The organism is Halogeometricum pallidum JCM 14848 (genome assembly GCF_000337095.1).
GTDB lineage: Archaea > Halobacteriota > Halobacteria > Halobacteriales > Haloferacaceae > Halogeometricum > Halogeometricum pallidum.
This window is the reverse complement of record NZ_AOIV01000021.1, coordinates 198,884-217,667: the sequence shown is the minus strand read 5'-3', so window position 1 is coordinate 217,667 and position 18,784 is coordinate 198,884. Positions and strand designations below refer to the sequence as shown.

18 protein-coding genes are annotated in these 18,784 nt (G+C 66.0%); 9 read left to right on the top strand and 9 right to left on the bottom strand.

Features of this window, described 5'->3' with window-relative positions; all coding sequences use genetic code 11:
* Nucleotides 1-117: 117 nt before the first annotated feature.
* The 3 genes from C474_RS09060 (at nucleotide 118) to C474_RS09050 (ending at nucleotide 2,685) form a co-directional block, all read left to right on the top strand.
* A complete protein-coding gene (locus C474_RS09060; RefSeq protein ID WP_008386057.1) occupies nucleotides 118-921 on the top strand; it encodes an N-acyl homoserine lactonase family protein in 804 nt (267 codons plus the stop codon).
* Nucleotides 921-2,240 carry a hydroxyacid-oxoacid transhydrogenase gene (locus tag C474_RS09055; RefSeq protein ID WP_049916872.1) on the top strand — a complete coding sequence of 440 codons (1,320 nt, stop codon included), beginning with the start codon at nucleotides 921-923 and terminating at the stop codon, nucleotides 2,238-2,240. The genes C474_RS09060 and C474_RS09055 overlap by 1 nt, the downstream gene beginning before the upstream one ends.
* Nucleotides 2,241-2,340: 100 nt before the next feature.
* The gene (locus C474_RS09050; protein WP_008386054.1) at nucleotides 2,341-2,685 is read left to right on the top strand and encodes a hypothetical protein; all 345 of its coding nucleotides are present in this window, start codon (nucleotides 2,341-2,343) and stop codon (nucleotides 2,683-2,685) included.
* A gap of 83 nt (nucleotides 2,686-2,768) precedes the next feature.
* Here the strand turns inward: C474_RS09050 and C474_RS09045 are convergent, their stop codons facing one another.
* From C474_RS09045 to C474_RS09030, 4 genes are all read right to left on the bottom strand, one after another.
* A complete protein-coding gene (locus C474_RS09045; protein WP_008386053.1) occupies nucleotides 2,769-3,662 on the bottom strand; it encodes a universal stress protein in 894 nt (297 codons plus the stop codon).
* A 103-nt stretch (nucleotides 3,663-3,765) separates the two neighbouring features.
* Complete coding sequence (locus C474_RS09040; protein ID WP_008386052.1) at nucleotides 3,766-4,650, bottom strand: aldo/keto reductase; 885 nt, start codon at nucleotides 4,648-4,650, stop codon at nucleotides 3,766-3,768.
* Between the two features lie 485 nt (nucleotides 4,651-5,135).
* A complete protein-coding gene (locus tag C474_RS09035; protein ID WP_008386051.1) occupies nucleotides 5,136-5,906 on the bottom strand; it encodes an IclR family transcriptional regulator in 771 nt (256 codons plus the stop codon).
* Between the two features lie 108 nt (nucleotides 5,907-6,014).
* The gene (locus tag C474_RS09030) at nucleotides 6,015-6,587 is read right to left on the bottom strand and encodes a hypothetical protein (protein ID WP_049916883.1); all 573 of its coding nucleotides are present in this window, start codon (nucleotides 6,585-6,587) and stop codon (nucleotides 6,015-6,017) included.
* A 156-nt stretch (nucleotides 6,588-6,743) separates the two neighbouring features.
* Here C474_RS09030 and solA point away from each other — a divergent pair, with 156 nt between their 5' ends.
* The 4 genes from solA to C474_RS22585 all read left to right on the top strand — a co-directional run bounded on the left by solA (nucleotide 6,744) and on the right by C474_RS22585 (nucleotide 11,257).
* Complete coding sequence (solA, locus tag C474_RS09025) at nucleotides 6,744-7,886, top strand: N-methyl-L-tryptophan oxidase (protein WP_008386049.1); 1,143 nt, start codon at nucleotides 6,744-6,746, stop codon at nucleotides 7,884-7,886.
* Between the two features lie 197 nt (nucleotides 7,887-8,083).
* The gene (locus C474_RS22040; protein ID WP_152421638.1) at nucleotides 8,084-8,233 is read left to right on the top strand and encodes a rubrerythrin-like domain-containing protein; all 150 of its coding nucleotides are present in this window, start codon (nucleotides 8,084-8,086) and stop codon (nucleotides 8,231-8,233) included.
* Nucleotides 8,234-9,166: 933 nt separating this feature from the next.
* Complete coding sequence (locus C474_RS09020) at nucleotides 9,167-10,963, top strand: BCCT family transporter (RefSeq protein WP_008386048.1); 1,797 nt, start codon at nucleotides 9,167-9,169, stop codon at nucleotides 10,961-10,963.
* A 132-nt stretch (nucleotides 10,964-11,095) separates the two neighbouring features.
* Nucleotides 11,096-11,257, top strand: a complete 162-nt coding sequence (locus C474_RS22585; protein ID WP_008386047.1) for a hypothetical protein — start codon at nucleotides 11,096-11,098, stop codon at nucleotides 11,255-11,257.
* 27 nt (nucleotides 11,258-11,284) lie between these two features.
* On the opposite strand, the gene C474_RS09015 is transcribed toward C474_RS22585, so the two are convergent.
* Nucleotides 11,285-11,728, bottom strand: a complete 444-nt coding sequence (locus tag C474_RS09015; RefSeq protein ID WP_008386046.1) for a universal stress protein — start codon at nucleotides 11,726-11,728, stop codon at nucleotides 11,285-11,287.
* Nucleotides 11,729-12,277: 549 nt separating this feature from the next.
* On the opposite strand from C474_RS09015, the gene C474_RS09010 reads away from it, so the two are divergent.
* Nucleotides 12,278-13,684, top strand: coding sequence for a glycosyltransferase (locus C474_RS09010; protein WP_008386045.1), 1,407 nt, complete (start codon nucleotides 12,278-12,280; stop codon nucleotides 13,682-13,684).
* Nucleotides 13,685-13,687: 3 nt separating this feature from the next.
* The gene (locus tag C474_RS09005; protein ID WP_008386044.1) at nucleotides 13,688-13,969 is read left to right on the top strand and encodes a hypothetical protein; all 282 of its coding nucleotides are present in this window, start codon (nucleotides 13,688-13,690) and stop codon (nucleotides 13,967-13,969) included.
* 71 nt (nucleotides 13,970-14,040) lie between these two features.
* On the opposite strand, the gene C474_RS09000 is transcribed toward C474_RS09005, so the two are convergent.
* From C474_RS09000 to C474_RS08985, 4 genes are all read right to left on the bottom strand, one after another.
* The gene (locus C474_RS09000; protein WP_008386043.1) at nucleotides 14,041-15,300 is read right to left on the bottom strand and encodes an ABC transporter substrate-binding protein; all 1,260 of its coding nucleotides are present in this window, start codon (nucleotides 15,298-15,300) and stop codon (nucleotides 14,041-14,043) included.
* 124 nt (nucleotides 15,301-15,424) lie between these two features.
* Nucleotides 15,425-15,904 (bottom strand): CARDB domain-containing protein, encoded by a 480-nt coding sequence (locus C474_RS22335; RefSeq protein WP_008386042.1) that lies wholly within the window; start codon nucleotides 15,902-15,904, stop codon nucleotides 15,425-15,427.
* On the bottom strand, nucleotides 15,862-16,869 hold the full coding sequence (locus tag C474_RS08990) for a cohesin domain-containing protein (protein WP_449404850.1): 1,008 nt from the start codon (nucleotides 16,867-16,869) through the stop codon (nucleotides 15,862-15,864). Before C474_RS08990 ends, C474_RS22335 begins: the two co-directional genes overlap by 43 nt.
* A 38-nt stretch (nucleotides 16,870-16,907) precedes the next feature.
* The gene (locus C474_RS08985) at nucleotides 16,908-18,758 is read right to left on the bottom strand and encodes a DNRLRE domain-containing protein (protein WP_049916882.1); all 1,851 of its coding nucleotides are present in this window, start codon (nucleotides 18,756-18,758) and stop codon (nucleotides 16,908-16,910) included.
* Nucleotides 18,759-18,784: the final 26 nt, after the last annotated feature.

Here is an 18,784-nt window from a genome sequence, read left to right as displayed (position 1 = left end):
GTCGAGAATCGACTGACTCGGAACGGAGTTCCCGGTTCTCCGAGATATCGCGGCCGAGAGAACGAGCGTTTCGCCCCCTCCACCAGTCTTTTTACATTGTTAATCGCACTAGTTCGTATGGTAGACGCCACAATCGACGTTATCGACCGCGGTGGGTTGGAGTGCGACCTCAACTACCTCGTGGAGGGCAACACGCTCGGGAGCCACGACGAACCGAACCCGGCGACGGACTACGTCGAGATTCCGGTGTGGAACCTCGTCGTCGACCACCCCGAGGCGACCATTCTCTGGGATACGGGCAACCACGAGGACGCCCTCGACGGCCACTGGCCGGAGGGGTTGAAACAGGCGTTCTACCCCCACGACGTGCACGAGCACACGTTGGAGGGCGACCTCGACGACGCGGGCTACTCGCTCGACGACATCGACGCCGTGTTCCAGACGCATCTCCACCTCGACCACGCGGGCGGCCTCCACCACTTCGACGGGACGGACGTGCCCGTCTACGTCCACGAGGAGGAGTTGAAGTTCGCCTACTACTCCGCGAAGACCGACGAGGGAAGCGGCGCGTACATCCTCGGCGACTTCGACCACGACCTGAACTGGCAGGTGCTCCACCAGGACCGCGAGACGCACTTCGAGGATATGGAGTTCATCCGTCTACCGGGCCACACGCCCGGTCTCACGGGGACGATGATACACCTCGACGACCACGGCACCGTCGTGTTCGCGGGCGACGAGATATACCAGAGCGACAACTACGAGGAGGAGGTGCCGTTGGGTGCGCAACTGCTCTGGAGCGGTCGTCACTGGTTCGACAGTCTCCAGACGCTGAAGGATCTCGAACGGCGCCACGACGCCGAAGTCGTCTACGGGCACGACCCCGAGCAGTTCGCCGAAATCGAGTCGGGGTGGTCCTGATGAGTTACGAGCGCTCCGTTTCGGCGCCGGACCACGCCCTCTCCCCGGAGACGGTGTGGCACATCGACATGCCGGAGATACGCTTCGGCCGCGACTCGACCGAGGAACTCGCGTTCCAACTCCGCGACTTGGGCGTCGACGAGGACGCGCGCGGACTCGTCGTCACGGACGAGAACCTCGTCGATATCGGCCACGCCGACCGCGTGGCCGGCGAGATACGTGAAGACGGCCTCTCCGTCGACGTCTACGACGACTCCGAACGGGAACCGTCCGTCGAGGCCGTCGCCGACTGTATCGAGTTCGTCCGCGAGGAGGCCGGCGAGGCGGGCTACGACTTCTACGTCGGCCTCGGCGGCGGCAGTTGTATGGACACCGCGAAGGTGACCCGGGCGGTCATCGCCAACGGCGGGCACCCGACCGACTACATCGCCGAACCGACCGGCGAGGGCGAACCGCTGGAGGACTCGGGCGAACCGCTCGTGCTGATGCCGACGACGGCCGGGACGGGCGCCGAAATCTCGCCCGTCGCCATCCTCTCGGTGCCCGAAAAGGAGATCAAGGAGGGCATCTCCTCGAACAACGTCCGCGCCGACGCCGCCGTCCTCGACCCGACGCTCACGACGACGCTCCCGCCGGATCTGACGGCGAAGACGGCGATGGACGCGCTCGGACACGCGATAGAGGGCTACACGACTCACGAGTACGACTCGCTGCTCCGACCGACCGACCCGGCCGAGCGACCGGTGTACGCCGGGCGGACGCCGCTGACGGAGATGTTCTCGGAGAAGGCCATCGACCTGCTGTCGAACAACGTCCGCACCGCCGTCCACAACGGCGACGACCTGGAGGCCCGCGAGAACATGCTGCAGGGGGCGCTCTTCGGCGCCATCGCGGGACTGACCGCGGGGGCGAGCCTCTGCCACGCGATGGCGTACCCCGTCGGCAACAAATACCACACGACGCACGGCGAGACCATCGCCGTCCTCACGCCGGCCAGCACCATCGACTACAACTCCGCGAGCGACCCCTCGCGGTTCGCGGACCTCGCGGAGATGTTCGGCGTCGACACCGACGGGATGACCGACCGGGAAGCCACGGACGCCCTGAAGGCCGAGTACGTCCAACTCCAACGCGACCTGAACGTCCTGCCGAGCGGCCTCGACGAACTGGCCGGCATCACCGAGGAGGACGTTGATTGGCTCGCGGAACAGACCGTCGAGACGCAGAAGCGCCTCCTGCGAACGAACCCCCGACCCGTCACCGAGGACGACGTGCGCGACGTCTTCCTCGACGCGCTTTACAACTGGGAGGAGACGTAGCGGACGTCACTTCCTCCGACGAGAAATTATTTTATAGTACACATTCTATCTTTCGCGACAGACTTATGTGGGTGTCTAGGGTGTGTGACGACAGAGACCTATGCAAGGGACTACCAATCACCCCTCCACCGGCCCGCGACCCGGCGCCTCACCCGAGGAGTTTCGACAGTCGCTCCGGGATGCCGCCGCCCTGCTCAACGACGACGCGGAGCGACCGGAGTCGCTCTTCGTCGCGGTGCAGTACCGCAACGGCACCGATTACGTCCACGCCCACGCCGACGGCGCGGACGGACAACTCGACTGGAAGGTGTACGACCTGCTCTCGCCGCTGGCCGTCCACGCCCAACAGGTCGCGGCGGCGGCGAACGCCGACCCAGAGGCGGTGTTAGAGTGCGCCGCGGAACTCATCGATAGCGTCGAGGACCCGGACAGAAGAGGCGAGTGAGGGGGGCGGCGGCCGGCCCGGTCGGACGACCACGGCGGAACCTCCGCGCCGATGTCGGTGTCGGGGCCGACGCCGGTAGGCGTCTACTCCGACGTTCGGCCCCGCGCGTTGACCGCCAGCACGGGTGCGTCGGACCGCCGGACGAGTTCCTCGGTCGTGCTTCCGAGCAGGTACCGGTCCAGCCCGGTCCGGCCGGCCGTCCCCATCGCCACGAGGTCGATATCCTCCCGGTCCACGTAGTCTAAGAGGGTCCGCGCGGCCGACCCGCGCCGGACGTCGGTGACCGCTTCGAGACCCCGTTCGCGCGCCCGGGAGGCCACTTCCTCGGTCGCCGTCTCGCCGTCGGCTTCGATGCGCGCGATGACGTCGTCGGGGAACGTGTAGGGGGCGCCCATCGTCATACTGCCGAGGTCGACGACGTTCACCGCGTGGACGCGCGCCCCCGTCGCCTCGGCGACGGCGAGGCCGTGGCCGACGGCCAACTCGGCGTACTCGCTCCCGTCGGTCGGGACGAGCACCTCCTCGTACCCGTCCGTCCCCCTCCCGTCGACCGCTCGGACCGTCAGCACCGGGACGTCGGACAGGCGGAGGACGCGTTCTGATACGCTCCCGGCGACGTAGCGCGTCAGTCCCGTCCGCCCGTGCGTCCCCATCACCACGAGGTCGATACCGTTTTCGCCGGCGTAGTCGAGAATCGCCTCGTCGGGTCGCCCTCGAACCACCGCTGTTTGGACCGCGTCGGCCCCCTCTACCGCGTCCGCCGCCGCTTCGACGGCGCGTTCCCCCTCGGCTTCCAACCGGGAGATGTACGTCTCGTCGACGCCGCCCGCGCCGAACGCGCCGGCGGCCGCCTGAACGTCGGCGACCGAGAGGAGGTGCACCGTCGCGTCGAACAGTCCGGCGAGGTAGCCGGCGTGCTCGGCGGCGCGACCCGCGTGTTCGCTTCCGTCGGTCGGAACGAGGATGGAGTCGTACATGGTCTTTCGTATGAATATGGGGCGGCCCGAGCATAAACCGTCGTGATGGTTTCCATGCCGTGGTAACTCTTGGCGTGTTAAAAATTTAGAAAATTGTGGAATTTCAGTGGTGGAGCTGCTCGGGAACGGGGCTGTCCTCGTCGCGGAGTCGCTCTATCAGCGACCGCTGGGCGGCCTCGTCCATTCCGTCGTAGCGGGCGGCGGCGTCGAGCACCATCGCCACGAGTTTCGGATCGCCGGGCGAGACGACGCTCGTGAGACCCTGCGCGGCGGCGAAGTCGAATCGCTCTCGAATCTCGTCGGGCGCGCCCACCGGTTCGTACCAGTTCGCGTACGGCCGGTCTTCCTCCGGGAGTTCCTCCGTCGACGGCCACGACCCCTTGGCGAACGCCTTGATGCCGAGCGTGCCGATTCCCTCCTCGTCGGCGCGTTCGAGGACGGCTTCGTAGTCGTACTCCTCGCCGTCCTTGCCGGCGACGACCGGGTTGAGGGGAAACATCAGCGATTCGAGGTCGTCGATACGGTCGACGGCGTCCAGAATTAGTCCCGGCGACCCGTGGCTCGTCAGTCCGATGTGGTCTATCAGCCCCTCGTCTCTCGCGTCGCGGAATGCTTCGAGCGCGCCCCCGTCGCTCGTTATCTCGTCCAGTTCCTCCTCGTACTCTAAGCCGTGCACCTGATAGAGGTCGATTTTCTCGACGCCGAGGCGGTCCAGCGAGCGTTCGAGCTTCCGCCGCGCCCCCTCGTAGTCCCGCTCTTGGGTCTTGCAGCCGAGGAATATCTCCTCGCGGTGCTGTCGGAGCTTCGGCCCGAGTTTCAGTTCCGCGTCGCCGTACGTCGGCGCCACGTCGAAGTGGTTCACCCCGCGGTCGAGGACGAGTTCGACCATCTGGTCGGCGCCCTCCTGTTCGAGCCAGTTCAGCGCTATCGCGCCGAACGTTGCAACGGTACTGTCGTGACCCGTCTGCCCGAGTGCGCGCGTCTGCATGGTCACTGCTAACGGACACAGTGCGAATAAACTGTGGGCCTTCGCTCGCCCGGTGTCTCCACCGCGCCGCCATGGCGCGATTCGAGACTTCTCCCTGACGGACGTCGGCGGCGTATCCATCGGGGAACATCCGAACTGGTCCGAGCAACGGTCGTCGAAGCGGAGTGAGACTTCGTCGCGGCCCACCGTCTAAAAATTTCTAAAAATTTTCCCGGAAGCCGAAGCACAATTTTCACAATTTCTAAAATGTATGACGTACTCCTCCGGTAGGCGACTGCGACGAATCTATCGACTAGCTGTCGCTCTCCACAGTGTAAACAGCGGACACGGTGGTGTACCGATTCGGCGTCGGTCTCCCGCAACGGAGGCGGTCGAACGCGCTCGGTCGTTCGGGACGGGTAGTAGTCCCGCCCGGTGCTCCGGTCCGTTCGGTTCGGTCCACCTGCTCGGTCTGGTCGGTAACTCGTCCGTCTTTACGACGCGCCTCACTCCCCCTGTTCGGCGAGTCGTCGCTCGAAGACCGCGGCCTTCTCGTCGAGGGCGTCCACCACCGCGCGCTCTCTCGCCTCGTCGTGGGCGTACGTCGGCGCGCAGACGTTGATCGAACCGCACACCGTTCCATCCGGTCCCGTGACGGGGATTCCTATCGTCCACATCCCCTCGATGGCCTCCCCGAAACTCGTGGCGTACCCCCGCTCTCGGACGGCTTCGAGTTCCCGCAGGAACTCGTCGGCGTCGGTGATGGTGTGTTCCGTCTGCGCGGGAAGCCCCCATCGGTCGAGTATCTCCCGGACCCGCACCTCGGAGTACTCCGAGAGGATGGACTTCCCCGAGGCGGTGCTGTGGACGTGGAACAGTCGACTGTCGACGAGCGAGGAGGCGGTGTTCGAGAACGTGGACACGTCGTACAGTGAGACGATGCGACCGTTCTCCTCGACGGTGAAATCCGCCTCTAGTTGCGTCTCGTCGGCCAGTTCCGGCACGACCGCTCTGGCCACCTCGTACGCCTCGTGCCGTTTGCGCGCGTAGTTTCCGAGGTGGTAGAGTTTCACGCCGACGTGGTAGGTGTCCCCCTCGCGGTTCAGATAGCCGTACCGCGAGAGCGTCTTCAGGTGGTTGTGGACGGTGCTCTTCGCCAGTCCCGTCTCCGCGGTCAGTTCGGCGAGGGTCGCGCCGTCGAGTTCGGTAACGTGTTCGACGACCCGAAGAGAAATGTCGGTCGTTTGGAGCGTATCCCCGGTTCTGCGCGGCTTCATGCCGTAGCTGTCATCGTGAGACTACTTATCAGTGTGTCTCTCGCGGCCTGATCGTTCCCGAGAGCAGAACGTTCCGTTCGTCCGAGCGGGTCCGTCAGGGAGGGAAACTCAGTCGTCCCCGAGGAGGTTCTCGAGGAGTCGGTCGCCGAACGCGACGACGACGGCCCCGCCGACGAGGTTGAACAGGAGGTCGAGAGCGGTGTCGCGGGCGCTGTAGGGGACGAGCACCGGGTCGACTCCGAGGCGGTCGGTGAGGGCGTGAACGCCGTACTCCAGGACCTCCCAGACGACGCCGCCGCCGATGAGGGCGACCGCGACCGTCCGCCGCGGGTCGCGGCCGCGGCGGTCGGCGACGACGTAGGCGATTCCGCCGAGGACCGTCGAGGAGAGAGTGTGCGTGAGGTGGTCCCACCACCACCAGCGGTCGTCGTCGTCGTAGAGGCCGAGCATTCCGACCGCGTGAGCCAACATCGCGACGGAGAGATACGTTCGTTGCCACCCGCGCAGGTCGACGTCGAAGCGCCGTTCGAGGAGACGCGGGAGGTACGTGAGGGCGAAGGCGGCGACGCCGTTCACGACCGCGCCGGGGTTCCGACGGCGGATTCCCGCGACGAACGCGGCGAGGATACCGGCGCGGATGCCGCACAGGACCGTTCGCTCGGATTTGCTCGTGTCGTCCACGTTTCGACCCTCGCGCGCGCACTGGATATTTGCTTCGTCGGGCGTCGCGTTGGTCCCCTCGCGGTCGGCCGAATCGACCGCGCGCCCCGACGGATAAACGGGGTCCGTGATGCACGTCAACACTGATTGTCTCTCGGCGTGAACGCCCGGCAGAGAATGAGCACGAGCGATGAGCGGTACGATGTCGCCGTCGTCGGCGTCGGCGGGATGGGCAGTGCGGCCGTCTCCCACCTCGCCGAGCGCGGACTGGACGTCGTCGGAATCGAGCGCTTCGACATCCCCCACGCGCAGGGTTCCTCGCACGGCGTCACGCGCATCATCCGGCGGGCCTACTACGAGCACCCCTCCTACATCCCGCTCATCGAACGCGCCTACGAACTGTGGGAGGAGTTAGACGAGGCGTCCGGCCGCGACATCCTGCACCGGACGGGCTCCATCGACGCCAGCGCGGCGGGCGACACGGTGTTCGAGGGGTCGAAACGCTCCTGCGAGGAGTACGATATCCCCTACGAGGAGCTGACGGGTGCGGAGGTGAACGAGCGATTCCCCGGCTACGAGTTGCCAGAGGACCACCGCGCCGTCTACCAGGAGGACGGGGGCTTTCTCGTCCCCGAACAGGCCATCATCGCGCACGCCGAGGCGGCGCAGGCCGCCGGCGCGGAGGTGCGCGCCCGCGAGTCCGTCCGCGACTGGGCGGAGACGTCCGACGGCGGCGTCCGCGTCTGGACCGACCGCGACACCTACGAGGCGGACGCGTTGATTCTCGCGGCGGGCGCGTGGAACTACAAGATGGCCGACGCCCTGGAGGGACTGGCCGTCCCCGAGCGACAGGCGCTGGCGTGGTTCCAACCCGAGGCGCCGTCGGACTTCCGCTCCGACAACCACCCGGTCTGGAACATCAGCGTCCCCGAGGGGCGCTTCTACGGCTTCCCCGTCCACGACGTGCCCGGATTCAAACTCGGCAAGTATCACCACCTCGACGAGCAGGTGGACCCCGACGACTACGACACCGACCCGACGCGCGCCGACGAGGAGGTGCTCAGAGATTTCACGGAGAAATACTTCCCCGAGGCGGCGGGGCCGACGATGGGGCTGTCGACGTGCATGTTCACGAACTCGCCGGACGAACACTTCATCCTCGATACCCTCCCGGACCATCCGCAGGTGGCCGTCGGCGCCGGTTTCTCGGGCCACGGATTCAAGTTCGCGAGCGTCATCGGCGAGATTCTCGCCGACCTGGCGGTCGACGGCGAGACGGAGCATCCGATAGAGATGTTCCGATTAGATCGGTTCGAGTAGGTTTCGGATCGACGGAGGGTGTAACCACCCGGTTCCGTCCGTTAGCGTCGGACTCTCCGTCAAGCCGCTGACTCGTCCCTGGACCCTCGAACGTGTTGGATCACTCGGTCGAGCGAGCCTCTCCGCCGCCGACGAGAGTTCAACGCGGCGGGAATTAGGGTACTACGGTTTGTTGTGGTGACGCCTACGGACCTCCTATGTCGAACAGTGCCTCGTTCGAAGTTGGTCCCCCCTACATATACGAGTGCACGGACTGCGGCGAACGCATCGAGGCGGACAGCAGTATCGGACAGCGTCCGGAGTGCGAAGGCGAGATGCGGAACCTCAGCAAGTCTAGCGGCCAGTGAGGTCCCCGCGGCGAACGGTCGCTGCCGCCGATTTTCGAACCGAGAACAGGTGTTGCTGACTACTCCGCCCCGAGTGCACACCCCCCATTCGGGCTATCTGCTTCGGCACGGCATTCGTCGCAGCGCTCGTGGGCGACGAACTAGACGCGACAGACGAGACGGTGATGCCGCTCTGTGCGGCGGTACCCTCGACGGGACGGTGCTCCAACCGATGCTCGTTCACGCGTTGACGGAGCGAGAGCAACTGCTCCGACCCGGGTCAGCATCGACAACGAGGCGATGGGGGCGAGCAACGCCCGGCCGCTCATCCGGTCGGTTCGAGACTGCGGCTACGGGGTCAGACACGCCAACGCCTGAGATCGACCCCTCGTTTCGTCTCCCGCCGCGAACCCAACCGTGTTCTCTCGCTCCGACACTCTTTCCACCGTCGAGTCGATACCGACGGGTGTGGACGCAGCGAACCGCCGCGCGGTTTCGCCGAAAATCGGACGATCAACCGCTTCGGAGGCGCACGTTCGCGTTAAAAAACACCGACATATGTCAACACCTATCTTTATCTTTCAGTACGATATCACGTACCGTGGATTGCGGAACCGTGGTCTCTAGTAGCACGAACTGAGGCTGTCGCTCAACCAGTTGCACGCGTGACCGATCGGAGTGGCCCAATCTCATATAACGCTGGATACGGATGCATGAATTCACAGGGTAGCAACAACGAGCACAGCGCGCAGGCCGGTCCGGGTCGGAACGCCCCCGTTCCGTTCGTCGCCGTTTCGACGCCGCTTCCCGAGTCGTTGCGGACGGACCGCGGACGCGCCGGTTCGACGGCCGGTCTATCGACAGCCACTATCGAGCGACAATCGCCTCGCAGCGCCGGAAATCAGAACATGAACGCACGCGAACACGGACGACACCGGACGGAGAGGGTACCGTATGGCGAGTAACGACGATACGAGTGGCGAGATGTCCGACGGACTGCAGGTCGAACTGTTCCACCCGGAATCGGACCGCGAACCTGGTGATACGAACATACAGGGGTTGGGGTTCGACGTTCACCCCGTCGTCTTCCCCGTCGCGCTGGTCATCATCGCGATGTTCGTCGTACTGACCCTGTTCTTCCAGGAGTTCGCGTCTCTCTTCGGGTTAGTGACCGCGGACGGCACCCTGATGACGGCCGGTGAGGCGTACGGTGCCATCCGGGGCTTCTTCGAGGGGAACTTCGGGTGGTTCTTCCTCCTCTCGGTGAACATCTTCATCGTGACGCTCCTGTACTTCGCGTTCAGCAAGTACGGGACGATTCGCCTCGGCGGCGTCGAGGCCGAAAAGGAGTTCAGCGACTTCTCGTGGATGGCGATGCTGTTCAGCGCCGGCATGGGCATCGGGCTCATGTTCTACAGCGTCTCCGAACCACTGTACTACTTCACCAACGTGCCGGGCTTCTTCGACGCGGAGGCGGGTTCCGGCGCCGCGGGGGCCGCCGCACTGGCGCAGACGTTCTTCCACTGGGGGATTCACCCGTGGGCCATCTACGGACTGGTCGGTCTCGGACTCGCGTTCTTCTCGTTCAACCGAGGCCTGCCGCTGACGTTCCGCTCTATCTTCTGGCCGCTCCTCGGCGAACGCATCTACGGTCCCATCGGGCACGCCATCGACCTCGTAACCGTGTTCGCGACGCTGTTCGGTCTCTCGACGTCGCTCGGTCTCGGCGTCAAGCAGGTCAACAGCGGCCTCTCGTACGTCTTCGGGAACGTACTCGGCATTTGGAACGTTCCGGTGGGAATCATCCCGCAGATACTCCTCATCGCCGGCATCACCGCCGTCGCGACGGCGTCCGTCGCGGCCGGCCTCGACGGCGGCGTCAAGAAACTGAGCACGGTGAACCTCTATCTGATGTTCGGCCTGCTCCTGTTCATGATCGTCGTCGGGCCGAGAGTGTTCATCTTCAGCGCGTGGATGCAGGGGCTCGGCACCTACTTCAGCAACCTCCCCGCGCTGTCGTTCTTCACGGGGACGATGGGTCCGGGCGACGCGACGGTGTCCGGATGGACGGTGTTCTACTGGGCGTGGTGGATCGCGTGGTCGCCGTTCGTCGGCATGTTCATCGCGCGCATCTCGAAGGGCCGGACGGTCAGGGAGTTCGTCGTCGGCGTGATGGTGCTGCCGTCGCTGTTCTCGACCATCTGGCTCTCGGCGTTCGGCGGAAGCGCGCTGTTCAACTCCCTGCGGGGTAACGGCGCCGCGATGGCGATATACAACGAGTCGGGACAGACGTTCGCGATGTTCGGCATGCTGAATCAGTTCCCGCTCGGCGCCGTCTCGGGACTGCTGGCGACGCTGCTCGTCATCACGTTCTTCGTCACCTCCTCGGACTCGGGGTCGCTCGTCGTCGACCACCTGACCTCCGGCGGCAAGCACGACGTGCCGAAGACCCAGCGCATCTTCTGGGCGACGACCGAGGGGGCTGTCGCGGCGCTGTTACTGTGGGGCGGCGGCCTCAACGCCTTGCAGACGGCCGCCATCGCCACGGGCTTCCCCTTCGCCGTCATCCTGGTGTTGATGTGCTATACGGTGTATCTCGGGTTGGACAACGAGTACGAACTCCTCCAGTCCGAGCAGTTCGCCGAGCGCATCGAGGATATGACCGACGACGAGGAGTTCGACGTGAAGACCTCGCGGCAGGACGTGGTCACCGACGTCACGGGGGACAGAGACGCCGAAGGGTCGGACTGAGTCAGACCCGGTCGCCGCCTCCGGTCTCCGTTCTCGCCGTCTCCCGCGTCCCTGCCTTTGGCGACAAGACTCTCTCGCCACCTCTGCGAAGCGTCCCCCGTTTACAAGTAGGCTGGCGACGAGTTCGAGACGATGCCGAAACCGCTGCCGACCGCTGCGGCCGCCCTCGTCGTCCTCCTGTTCGCCGTCGCGTTGGCGCTGATGGCGAGCGGCGACCTGCGGACGGCGGCGCTCTGCTTTCTCGCCGCGAGCCTCACCATCTACTTCAGAGAAACCTACCTTCTCGACGATTGAATCCGAGTGCCCGGGCGAAAACTCCGGCTACAGTTTGCTCGACTTCATCCGTTCGGTGATGACCGGGACGGTCGCGGTCCGCACCACCCTGTCCGTCGTTCCGCCGAGGAGCGTTCCGATCTTCCCGCGATAGGCCGACCCCATCACGATGGCGTCCATCCCCTCGTCGTCGGCGAAGTCGACGATGCGTTCGCTGACCGACCCGCTCCGAATCGACGTCTCGCAGTCGACATCGTGTTCGGCGGCGATGCCGCACAGGTCGTCGAGTACCCTCTCGCCGTACTGCTTGTACTCGGTTCGAAGCTGATCTTCGTCGTCCCGCAGCGACAGCGCTCGGGGGACGCCGGGCAGGTCGATGACGTAGAGACCGTGGACCGTCGACCCGAGTTCGGCCGCGAGTTCGATACCGTGTCTCGCCGCCATCTTTGCCTCTTCGCTTCCGTCGTAGGGTATCAGTATGTCCTCGTACATGGTGTCGCGGGTGTCGTCGCACCGTCGGGCGGTCGCGCGAGTCGACTCTCGGCCCCGGCGGTTCTCGTGACTCGGCGTTCGGCGCCGAGCACCGTGTAGCTTTCGACCGTTAGCGGTGCTCACGTGACTCCTGGCGTTCCGTCGACGCCGTTCGTTACGTCAGTACGGGTGTAACCGTGATCGAACATCTCGGGTGCTGCGGTCGCGTGCTCCGCCGCTATACCGTGCCATTCGTTCACGCTTAACTAGAGATTGGTCCACGGAACGACCGATCGACGGCGCGGTATTCTCTCGATACCGCCGAACGGGATGAGAGGCCTCGAACGCCCTCCGCCCGCGGTTACGTCGGAAGTGGCGGTATCCGTCCGGCCGTTCGTCTGAATACCACGTTAACGTCCAACACAAGACAGTACGCAGAGCAAAACTATACTGATAGACGAAAAACAGAACCGCGGAGACACGGCGCGACGCCGGGGTGGGGTGCCCGGTTCCGCGCTGAAAGGGAGACTCACGGGCCGTGGGAAGCCCGATTGGTGGGAGTGAAATCCGATGCAAGAGTTCACGCGACAGACGGTGATACAGTTCGATGGGGACAGCGAACCCGAGACGGGCGGCGATTCGGTTTCGGTACAGAAATCGGTCTCGCGGACGGGCGAGAAGGTGGTCGTCGAGTACGAACTCGCGGTCGAGCGCGAGACGCCGGTTTCGGTGCGGGTGGTCGACGCAATACCGGCGGACGAGCGGGTCTCTCGGTTCCGCGGCGACGTCCACTACTACGAACTCTCGGAGCGAGGGCTCGAACTGTACGCCGCGGTCGGACGCGACCCGGTGACTCGAGTCTCGGTCTCGTTTCACGGGCCGGCGACGGACGTCGACCGGTTCGACTCGACCCCGGACGTAGACCTGATACGGACGCTGCCGGCGGCCCTCGAAGACGATGCCGACCCCCGAGCGGTCGCCGCCGGCAACGCTGACGGTGACGATGACCGACCGGCCGTCGGCGTCGTCGCCACCGCCTCGAACGGCGACGCACTCGTTCGTACCGTGCTCCGGTCGCTGACGCGCGGCTTCGTCGTCCTCGTCGGTGACCGAGGCGACGCCGATAGGGAGGCGCTCCGTCTCTGCGAGCGGTTCGGTGCGACGCGCGTCTCGCTTCCGAGCGCGGACGACGAGGGGGACCTCCGACGCGTCCTCGCGGCCGCCGCACGGGCGCGGTCGCTCCCGGGCGTCGTCTTTCAGGAATCCCCGGACCGCCGAATCGACTTCGACCGGTCGCTCGCAGACTTCCGGCGGGCGGGGGAGCGATCGATCACTGCGCGCTACGAGGGCGACAGCGACGCACGAGACGCTTCGGCGTCTCTCGCCGTCGGCATCCTCGCCCGTGACGAGGCCGACCGCATCGGCGACGCCGTCGCCACCGCGCAACTGTTCGCCGACGAGGTCATCGTCGTCGACGAGAACAGCGCCGACGGAACGGGCAACAGAGCAACCGCGGCGGGGGCGACGGTACGGCGGACGGAAGGCGACCGACGATCCAGCGAGGCGTTCCGCTCGCTGTTCCGGACGGTCGCCGAACGGGACGTCGATGCCCTCGCCGTCGTCGAGGCGGACGGTCGGTACGATATCGGCGATCTCCCCCGACTCCTCGAAGACCACCGACAGGCCGACGCGGAGATCACGGTCGGACGCCGGTCCGAGGAGCCGTCCCGGTCCGACGTTTTTTCACTCCGGTCGCTTCGACGGTGGGCGGCGACCCGCCCTGCGCTCGCGGGGCGCGGCGCCGTTCGGCTCCACCCGCTCGCCGCGGGGTTTCGGAGCGGGCTCCACATCTACGACCGCCGGGCGCTGGCGTCGCTGGCGGCGGACGAGTCCGTTCGCGAGGCGTCCGATATCGGCGCCGGGGTCCTCTCTCACGCTGCAAAGTGCGGTTACCGCGTCCGGGAAGTCGGCGACTAGGACGTGACTCCGGGCGAGCAGCGTTCGGCGCCCGACGAGCGCGAGTTCGTCGAACGTTCCGTCCGGGCGACCGACCGCGCCCGCCTTCCGGTCGGTCTCGCCGCTTCCGGGTTCGCGAGCGCCCTCGCCGGTCTGGGTCTCGCCTACCGGTCGCTCCGGCAGTACCAGTATCTTCTCACCAATCTCCTCCCGGTCGAGACGACGGCGGCGTCGGCGTGTCTCGCCCCCCCGGGCGTGCTCGCCTGCATCACCGCCGCCCTCCACTCGCTCGATTCGAATCGGTGACCCGGTGCTCACTCGAGGGCGATCGAGGCGGCAGGCGACTGCGAGGTGCGCGCGCCCCCGCGTATCGCGCCTCAGAGGTCGCCGTTGATGGCGTCTGCGACCCGCTGGCGGTCGAACAACTGCTCGCCGTCGGGGAGTTCGGGATAGGGCCCCCCGGCGTACGTCGGCCACTCGCCGAATCGGTCGGGGTACAACTGTTTGGCCGTCATCTCCAACTGGAAGAGGTTGAGAATCGGCCCCTGATAGCGCGCGGCCTGCGCGTACACGCGGTCGTTCTGCACCGCCGAGAGCTGACTCGCGACCGGGTCGTCTTCGAGGCTCTGCCGCACCGCCGCCATGTCGGTGCTGGGGGCCATTCCGCCGTTGCCGAGGATGACATCGGGGTCGGCCTCCAACAGGCCCTCGATGTCGACGGTGTCGCCCGAGGAGACGTCGTCGCCGAACGCCTCGACGGGCTTGAGTGGCCGCGTGTGCGCCGTGAGGGTGCCCGGGTTCGTCACCTTGTACACGTATATCTGATCGAAGTCGTTCGGCATGGCCATCACCACCGACGGCCGCTCGTTTTCGGGCGGGAGGTCGGACTCGATAGTGTCGAGCAGTCCCGCGTGTACCTCCGCGAGTGCGTCGTACTGCGCCTTCGCGTCGAACACCTGCGCCACCTTCTCGAACATCTCCCAGAGCCCGTAGTACTCGTAGCGGTCGGCCCACTCCTTCGGCGGCTTCTGGTGTCGAGCGCTGTAGGCGTTCCCGAACCACGGGCTGACGTTCTCGGTTATCTCCTCGATGTCGTCCATCCCCCACTTGTCCTCCGCGAAGACGCTCGCCGGGTCCGCGAGGTGGACGTCCGCGTCCAGCTCGTACAGTTTCTCCTTGCTCGGCGTCCACGAGGAGTACAGCCCTGTCCAGTCGAGTTCGACGCCGTCGAGTCGCGGCGTGAACTGGTTCCACACCCCGCCGTAGTAGTCCGGCGCGTGCATTGCGTTCACGTCGTTTCCGCGGCCGAGCGCGAACGCCATTCCGGCCAGGTGGGTCAGACGAGTGAAGATGGTCTCGGGGACGGCGTCGAACGCGACCTCGCCCATCGGCGCCATCGACACCGAGTACGATTCGCCCGCCGACGTCGTCTCGTCCTCGTCCTCGGTCTCGCTCGCTTCCAAATCAGTCTCCGCCCCCGACGCCGTCGTCGCGGCGCCCGTCGTCGACTCCGCGGTCGGCCCCGCGCCGTCTCCGCCCGTACATCCCGCCAACAGTGACCCGCCGACGACTGCGCCGCCGAGGCGGAGGTACCGCCGCCTCGTCGGGCCGTCTCGCCCGGTCAGTTTTTCGCGCATGGTTTTAGGCCCGCCTAAAGATGTATAGTCGCTTCGGTGTTCGGGTGACCCGAAAGAGGCTCGAACCGGGCGGCGGCGCGGGGCGTCGAAAAAGAACCGCGAAAAAGAGAGACGAGGCGCGAGTCTACCGTTCGTCGCGGCCGCGCGCCCGCCAGCCGACCAACAGGGTCATCGCCACGAGCGTGACGAGGAAGCCGAAACCGGGGGTGCTCCCGCCGGTCGTGGTCGCCGGTTCCGTCGATTCCGCGGACGGGGTCGTCGGCGCGGACGTCTCGGTGGTCGGCGTCGCGGACTGCGTGGTCGTCGCGTCGGCCGTCGACGCTTCGGTCGCCGTCTCGGTCGACGCGTTCTCCGTGACGGTCACGGTGCCGGCCGCAGCGTCGTTGACCGCGAGGGCGTACGTACCCGGCGCGTCGAAGCTAACCGAGAAGTTGACCGTGCGCGTCTCTCCGGCCTCGACTTCGACGGTCTGTTCGTCGCCCGTCTCGTTGCCGTCGATGCCGAGTCGAACGTCCATCTCACCGTCGGCGTCGCCGGTGTTCTCGACGACGGCCGAAACCGTCACCGTCGTGCCGACGCTTCCGTTCGTCGCGTTGAGCCGCACCGACTCGATGGCGAGCGACGACTCCGCGGGCGCAGAGTAGCCACCGCCGCTGCTACTACTGCTTCCGCTGTCGTCGTCATCGTCGTCGTTACCGCTCGCGTCGTTTTCGTCGTCTTGGTCCGGCGACGATTCGGTCGGGGTGGGCTCCTCTGTCGGAGTGGGTTGTTCGGTCGTTGGCTGTGCCGTCGTAGGTTGCTCGGTCGTGGTGGTGGGTTGCTCGGTCGTCGTTTCGGGCTGTTCGGTGGTAGTGGGCTCTTCAGTTGTCGTAGTCGTCGGTTCTTCCGTGGTGGTGGTGGGTTGTTCGGTGGTAGTCGTCGGTTCTTCCGTGGTGGTGGTGGGTTGTTCGGTGGTAGTNTCGGTTCTTCCGTGGTGGTGGTGGGTTGTTCGGTGGTAGTCGTCGGTTCTTCCGTGGTGGTGGTGGGTTGTTCGGTGGTAGTCGTCGGTGCTTCGGTCGTGGGTGCGGGCGTCTCTGTCTCCGTCTCCGTTTCCGCCTCCTCGACGCTCACGGTCACGTCGTTGATCGTCTGCGGGACGAACGTCTGTCCGCCGTCGGTGGCGAACTTCGTCTCGGACTCCTCGAACGAGAGCACGGCGCTTTCGCCGGCCTCGCCGACCACCGTCAGCGTGATTTCGGCCAGGACGGGATCGTCGCCGTCCGAAGCGCGAATCTGGTTGAACGCGACGGTGCCGCTCTCGTTGTCCACGTTCGAGACCGGGGCGGCGAAGTCGTCGCTCCCCGATACCTCCTCGACCCGTACGACGGCGGGGTCGAAAGTGAGTCTGGTCTGATACCCGCTCACCGACGACGCGTTCGCCCACACGCTCACCGTGACGGTCTCGCCCGGTTCCGCGGTTATCGTTCCGTTCGGTGCCGCCGTCGCTTCCTCGCCGACACTGATCGTTGCTGCCGTCGTCGTCGGTTGCGTCACCGTCGCGGCCCCGACCGGGATGATGGCGACCACCATCAGCAGGGCGCAGACGGCCAACACGTTGATTCGCTCGCTCATTGTCCTTCCTCGCTGATATTTCTCGCACCGATCGCATCGCCGATATCCACGTCACCGTCGCCGTCGACGTCCGCCGCGTCGGCGTCGATGTCGACGTCCTCGCCCGCCACCGACCGCTGAATGGCTTCGACGTCCTCCTCGTCGACGTCGCCGTCGCCGTCGACGTCGCCGGTCACGGTGTCGTCGCCGCCTCCGCCCCCGTCGGATGCGGTGTACTGGACGGTGAGGCGGGGCGGGTTGTCGCTCTCCGCCGTCTTGAGGTCGCAGCCGTCCGGCCCGGTGGGGGCGAACGCCCACCCGAGGTTCCGGTCGCCGTCGACCCACGCCTGTACGCTCTGCGTGACGTCGACGGCGAACATCCCTACTTCGACGGGACCGGTCTCGGCCACGGCGTCGGACGCCGCGTCCGTTCCGTCGGTTCGAATGCCGCCGCCGACCGAGTCCCAGGTGTCGCCGTCGTCCCACCCGGTTCGCATCTGATGCACCGTCGCTCCGTCGCCGTCGTTCACGCACTCGAGAACCAGCGTGGCGGCGTCGACGGTCGAACCGGCGGGAATCTGTCCGTCGCCGTCGCCGACGACGTCGTCGAATCGGAGGAGCGCCTGCGCGGCGCTCCCCGAGTTCGGCGGTTCGTCGCTGTCGACGACCATCGTCTCGTCGCTCCCGAACGCCGTCATCGGGTCGGATTCGTAGAGCGTGGTGTCGACCGTGCCGCCGTAGCCGTCGGCTCCCTGCTGGAACGCGGTTTCCGGCGACTCCGCGGACTCGCTTCCGAAGCGGGCGTCGAAGTCGAGGTCGAAGCCGAACGTGCTGTCCTCGTCGTCTTCAACTCCGGTGACTGGGGAGTACGTGCGCATCTGAATGCGGTCGGGCGCGTCACTGCTCCCGCCCTCGCCGGGTTGGAACTCGATCTGCCGGAGGAGCCCGTGACCGCCGTCTTCTCGCGCCTGGTAGTTCGCCAGCATCTCGTACACTTCCTCGCCGGACTCGTTCGTCGAGATTTGGTCGGCCTCGGCGTCTTCTTTATACCAGTGGCCGCAGAGGACCATGAACACCTGCGCGTTCGGCGCGACGAGTTCCTCCCAGACCGTCTGACCCGAGTTTCCGTCTTTGTCCCCTTTCTCCTGGACTCTGTCGAGTCGAGCCGGGGGGTTTCGAAGGTACGAGTGCGTGGTGAGGATGGTCGCCCGGTCGGGGTGCTCGTCGAGCACCTGCTGGGCCCACCCGAGGGGCGTCGACGGGTCGTCGACGCTCCCCGGCGGTTCCCACTCCAAGGCGAGGTGGAGGAAGTCGTACCCGCCCGCGGAGAACAACTGGTAGGTGTTGAGGTCGTCGCGGTTCGGGTCGCCGTTCGTGGGTCCCGCGCCCCCGAAGTACTCCCGCGCCTCGTACCTCGACGCGCCGAAGTACTCCTTGTAGTTCGCGATCGACGAACTCCGCTCCATGTTCTCCTCCCAGTCGTGGTTGCCGGGAACGGTTGAGTAGGGAACGACGCCGTCGAGCGTCGACATGGCATCGTCCATGTGTTCCCACTCTGCGATGGTGTCAGCGTTCTCGACCACGTCGCCGACGTGGCTCACGAAGGCGATGTTCTCCTTCTCTTCGGTGTGATTATCGGCGATCCACTGCGTCATCTCGGCGGGGTACCGCGTCATGTCCCGGGCGTAGAACTGCGTGTCGGGCAGGGTGACGACCGACCACGACTCGTCGCTCTGCGCGGCCATCCCCGTCGACGCGCCGAATCCCGCCAGTCCCGCACTGACCCCGAGGGCCTTCAGCACCGTTCGCCGCGTGGCAGTCAGTCCCGCCGGGTCCCCGTCGGAGTCGTTCGCTTGTAATCGTCTCATGGATTGGTTCTTACTCAGTATATTCG

Bases quoted from the DNA above. Each gene is read 5' to 3' on its own strand.
- C474_RS09060 (WP_008386057.1), top strand. From the start codon at position 118: ATGGTAGACGCCACAATCGACGTTATCGACCGCGGTGGGTTGGAGTGC.
- C474_RS09055 (WP_049916872.1), top strand. From the start codon at position 921: ATGAGTTACGAGCGCTCCGTTTCGGCGCCGGACCACGCCCTCTCCCCG.
- C474_RS09050 (WP_008386054.1), top strand. From the start codon at position 2,341: ATGCAAGGGACTACCAATCACCCCTCCACCGGCCCGCGACCCGGCGCC.
- C474_RS09045 (WP_008386053.1), bottom strand. From the start codon at position 3,662: ATGTACGACTCCATCCTCGTTCCGACCGACGGAAGCGAACACGCGGGT.
- C474_RS09040 (WP_008386052.1), bottom strand. From the start codon at position 4,650: ATGCAGACGCGCGCACTCGGGCAGACGGGTCACGACAGTACCGTTGCA.
- C474_RS09035 (WP_008386051.1), bottom strand. From the start codon at position 5,906: ATGAAGCCGCGCAGAACCGGGGATACGCTCCAAACGACCGACATTTCT.
- solA (WP_008386049.1), top strand. From the start codon at position 6,744: ATGAGCACGAGCGATGAGCGGTACGATGTCGCCGTCGTCGGCGTCGGC.
- C474_RS22040 (WP_152421638.1), top strand. From the start codon at position 8,084: ATGTCGAACAGTGCCTCGTTCGAAGTTGGTCCCCCCTACATATACGAG.
- C474_RS09020 (WP_008386048.1), top strand. From the start codon at position 9,167: ATGGCGAGTAACGACGATACGAGTGGCGAGATGTCCGACGGACTGCAG.
- C474_RS22585 (WP_008386047.1), top strand. From the start codon at position 11,096: ATGCCGAAACCGCTGCCGACCGCTGCGGCCGCCCTCGTCGTCCTCCTG.
- C474_RS09015 (WP_008386046.1), bottom strand. From the start codon at position 11,728: ATGTACGAGGACATACTGATACCCTACGACGGAAGCGAAGAGGCAAAG.
- C474_RS09010 (WP_008386045.1), top strand. From the start codon at position 12,278: ATGCAAGAGTTCACGCGACAGACGGTGATACAGTTCGATGGGGACAGC.
- C474_RS09000 (WP_008386043.1), bottom strand. From the start codon at position 15,300: ATGCGCGAAAAACTGACCGGGCGAGACGGCCCGACGAGGCGGCGGTAC.
- C474_RS08985 (WP_049916882.1), bottom strand. From the start codon at position 18,758: ATGAGACGATTACAAGCGAACGACTCCGACGGGGACCCGGCGGGACTG.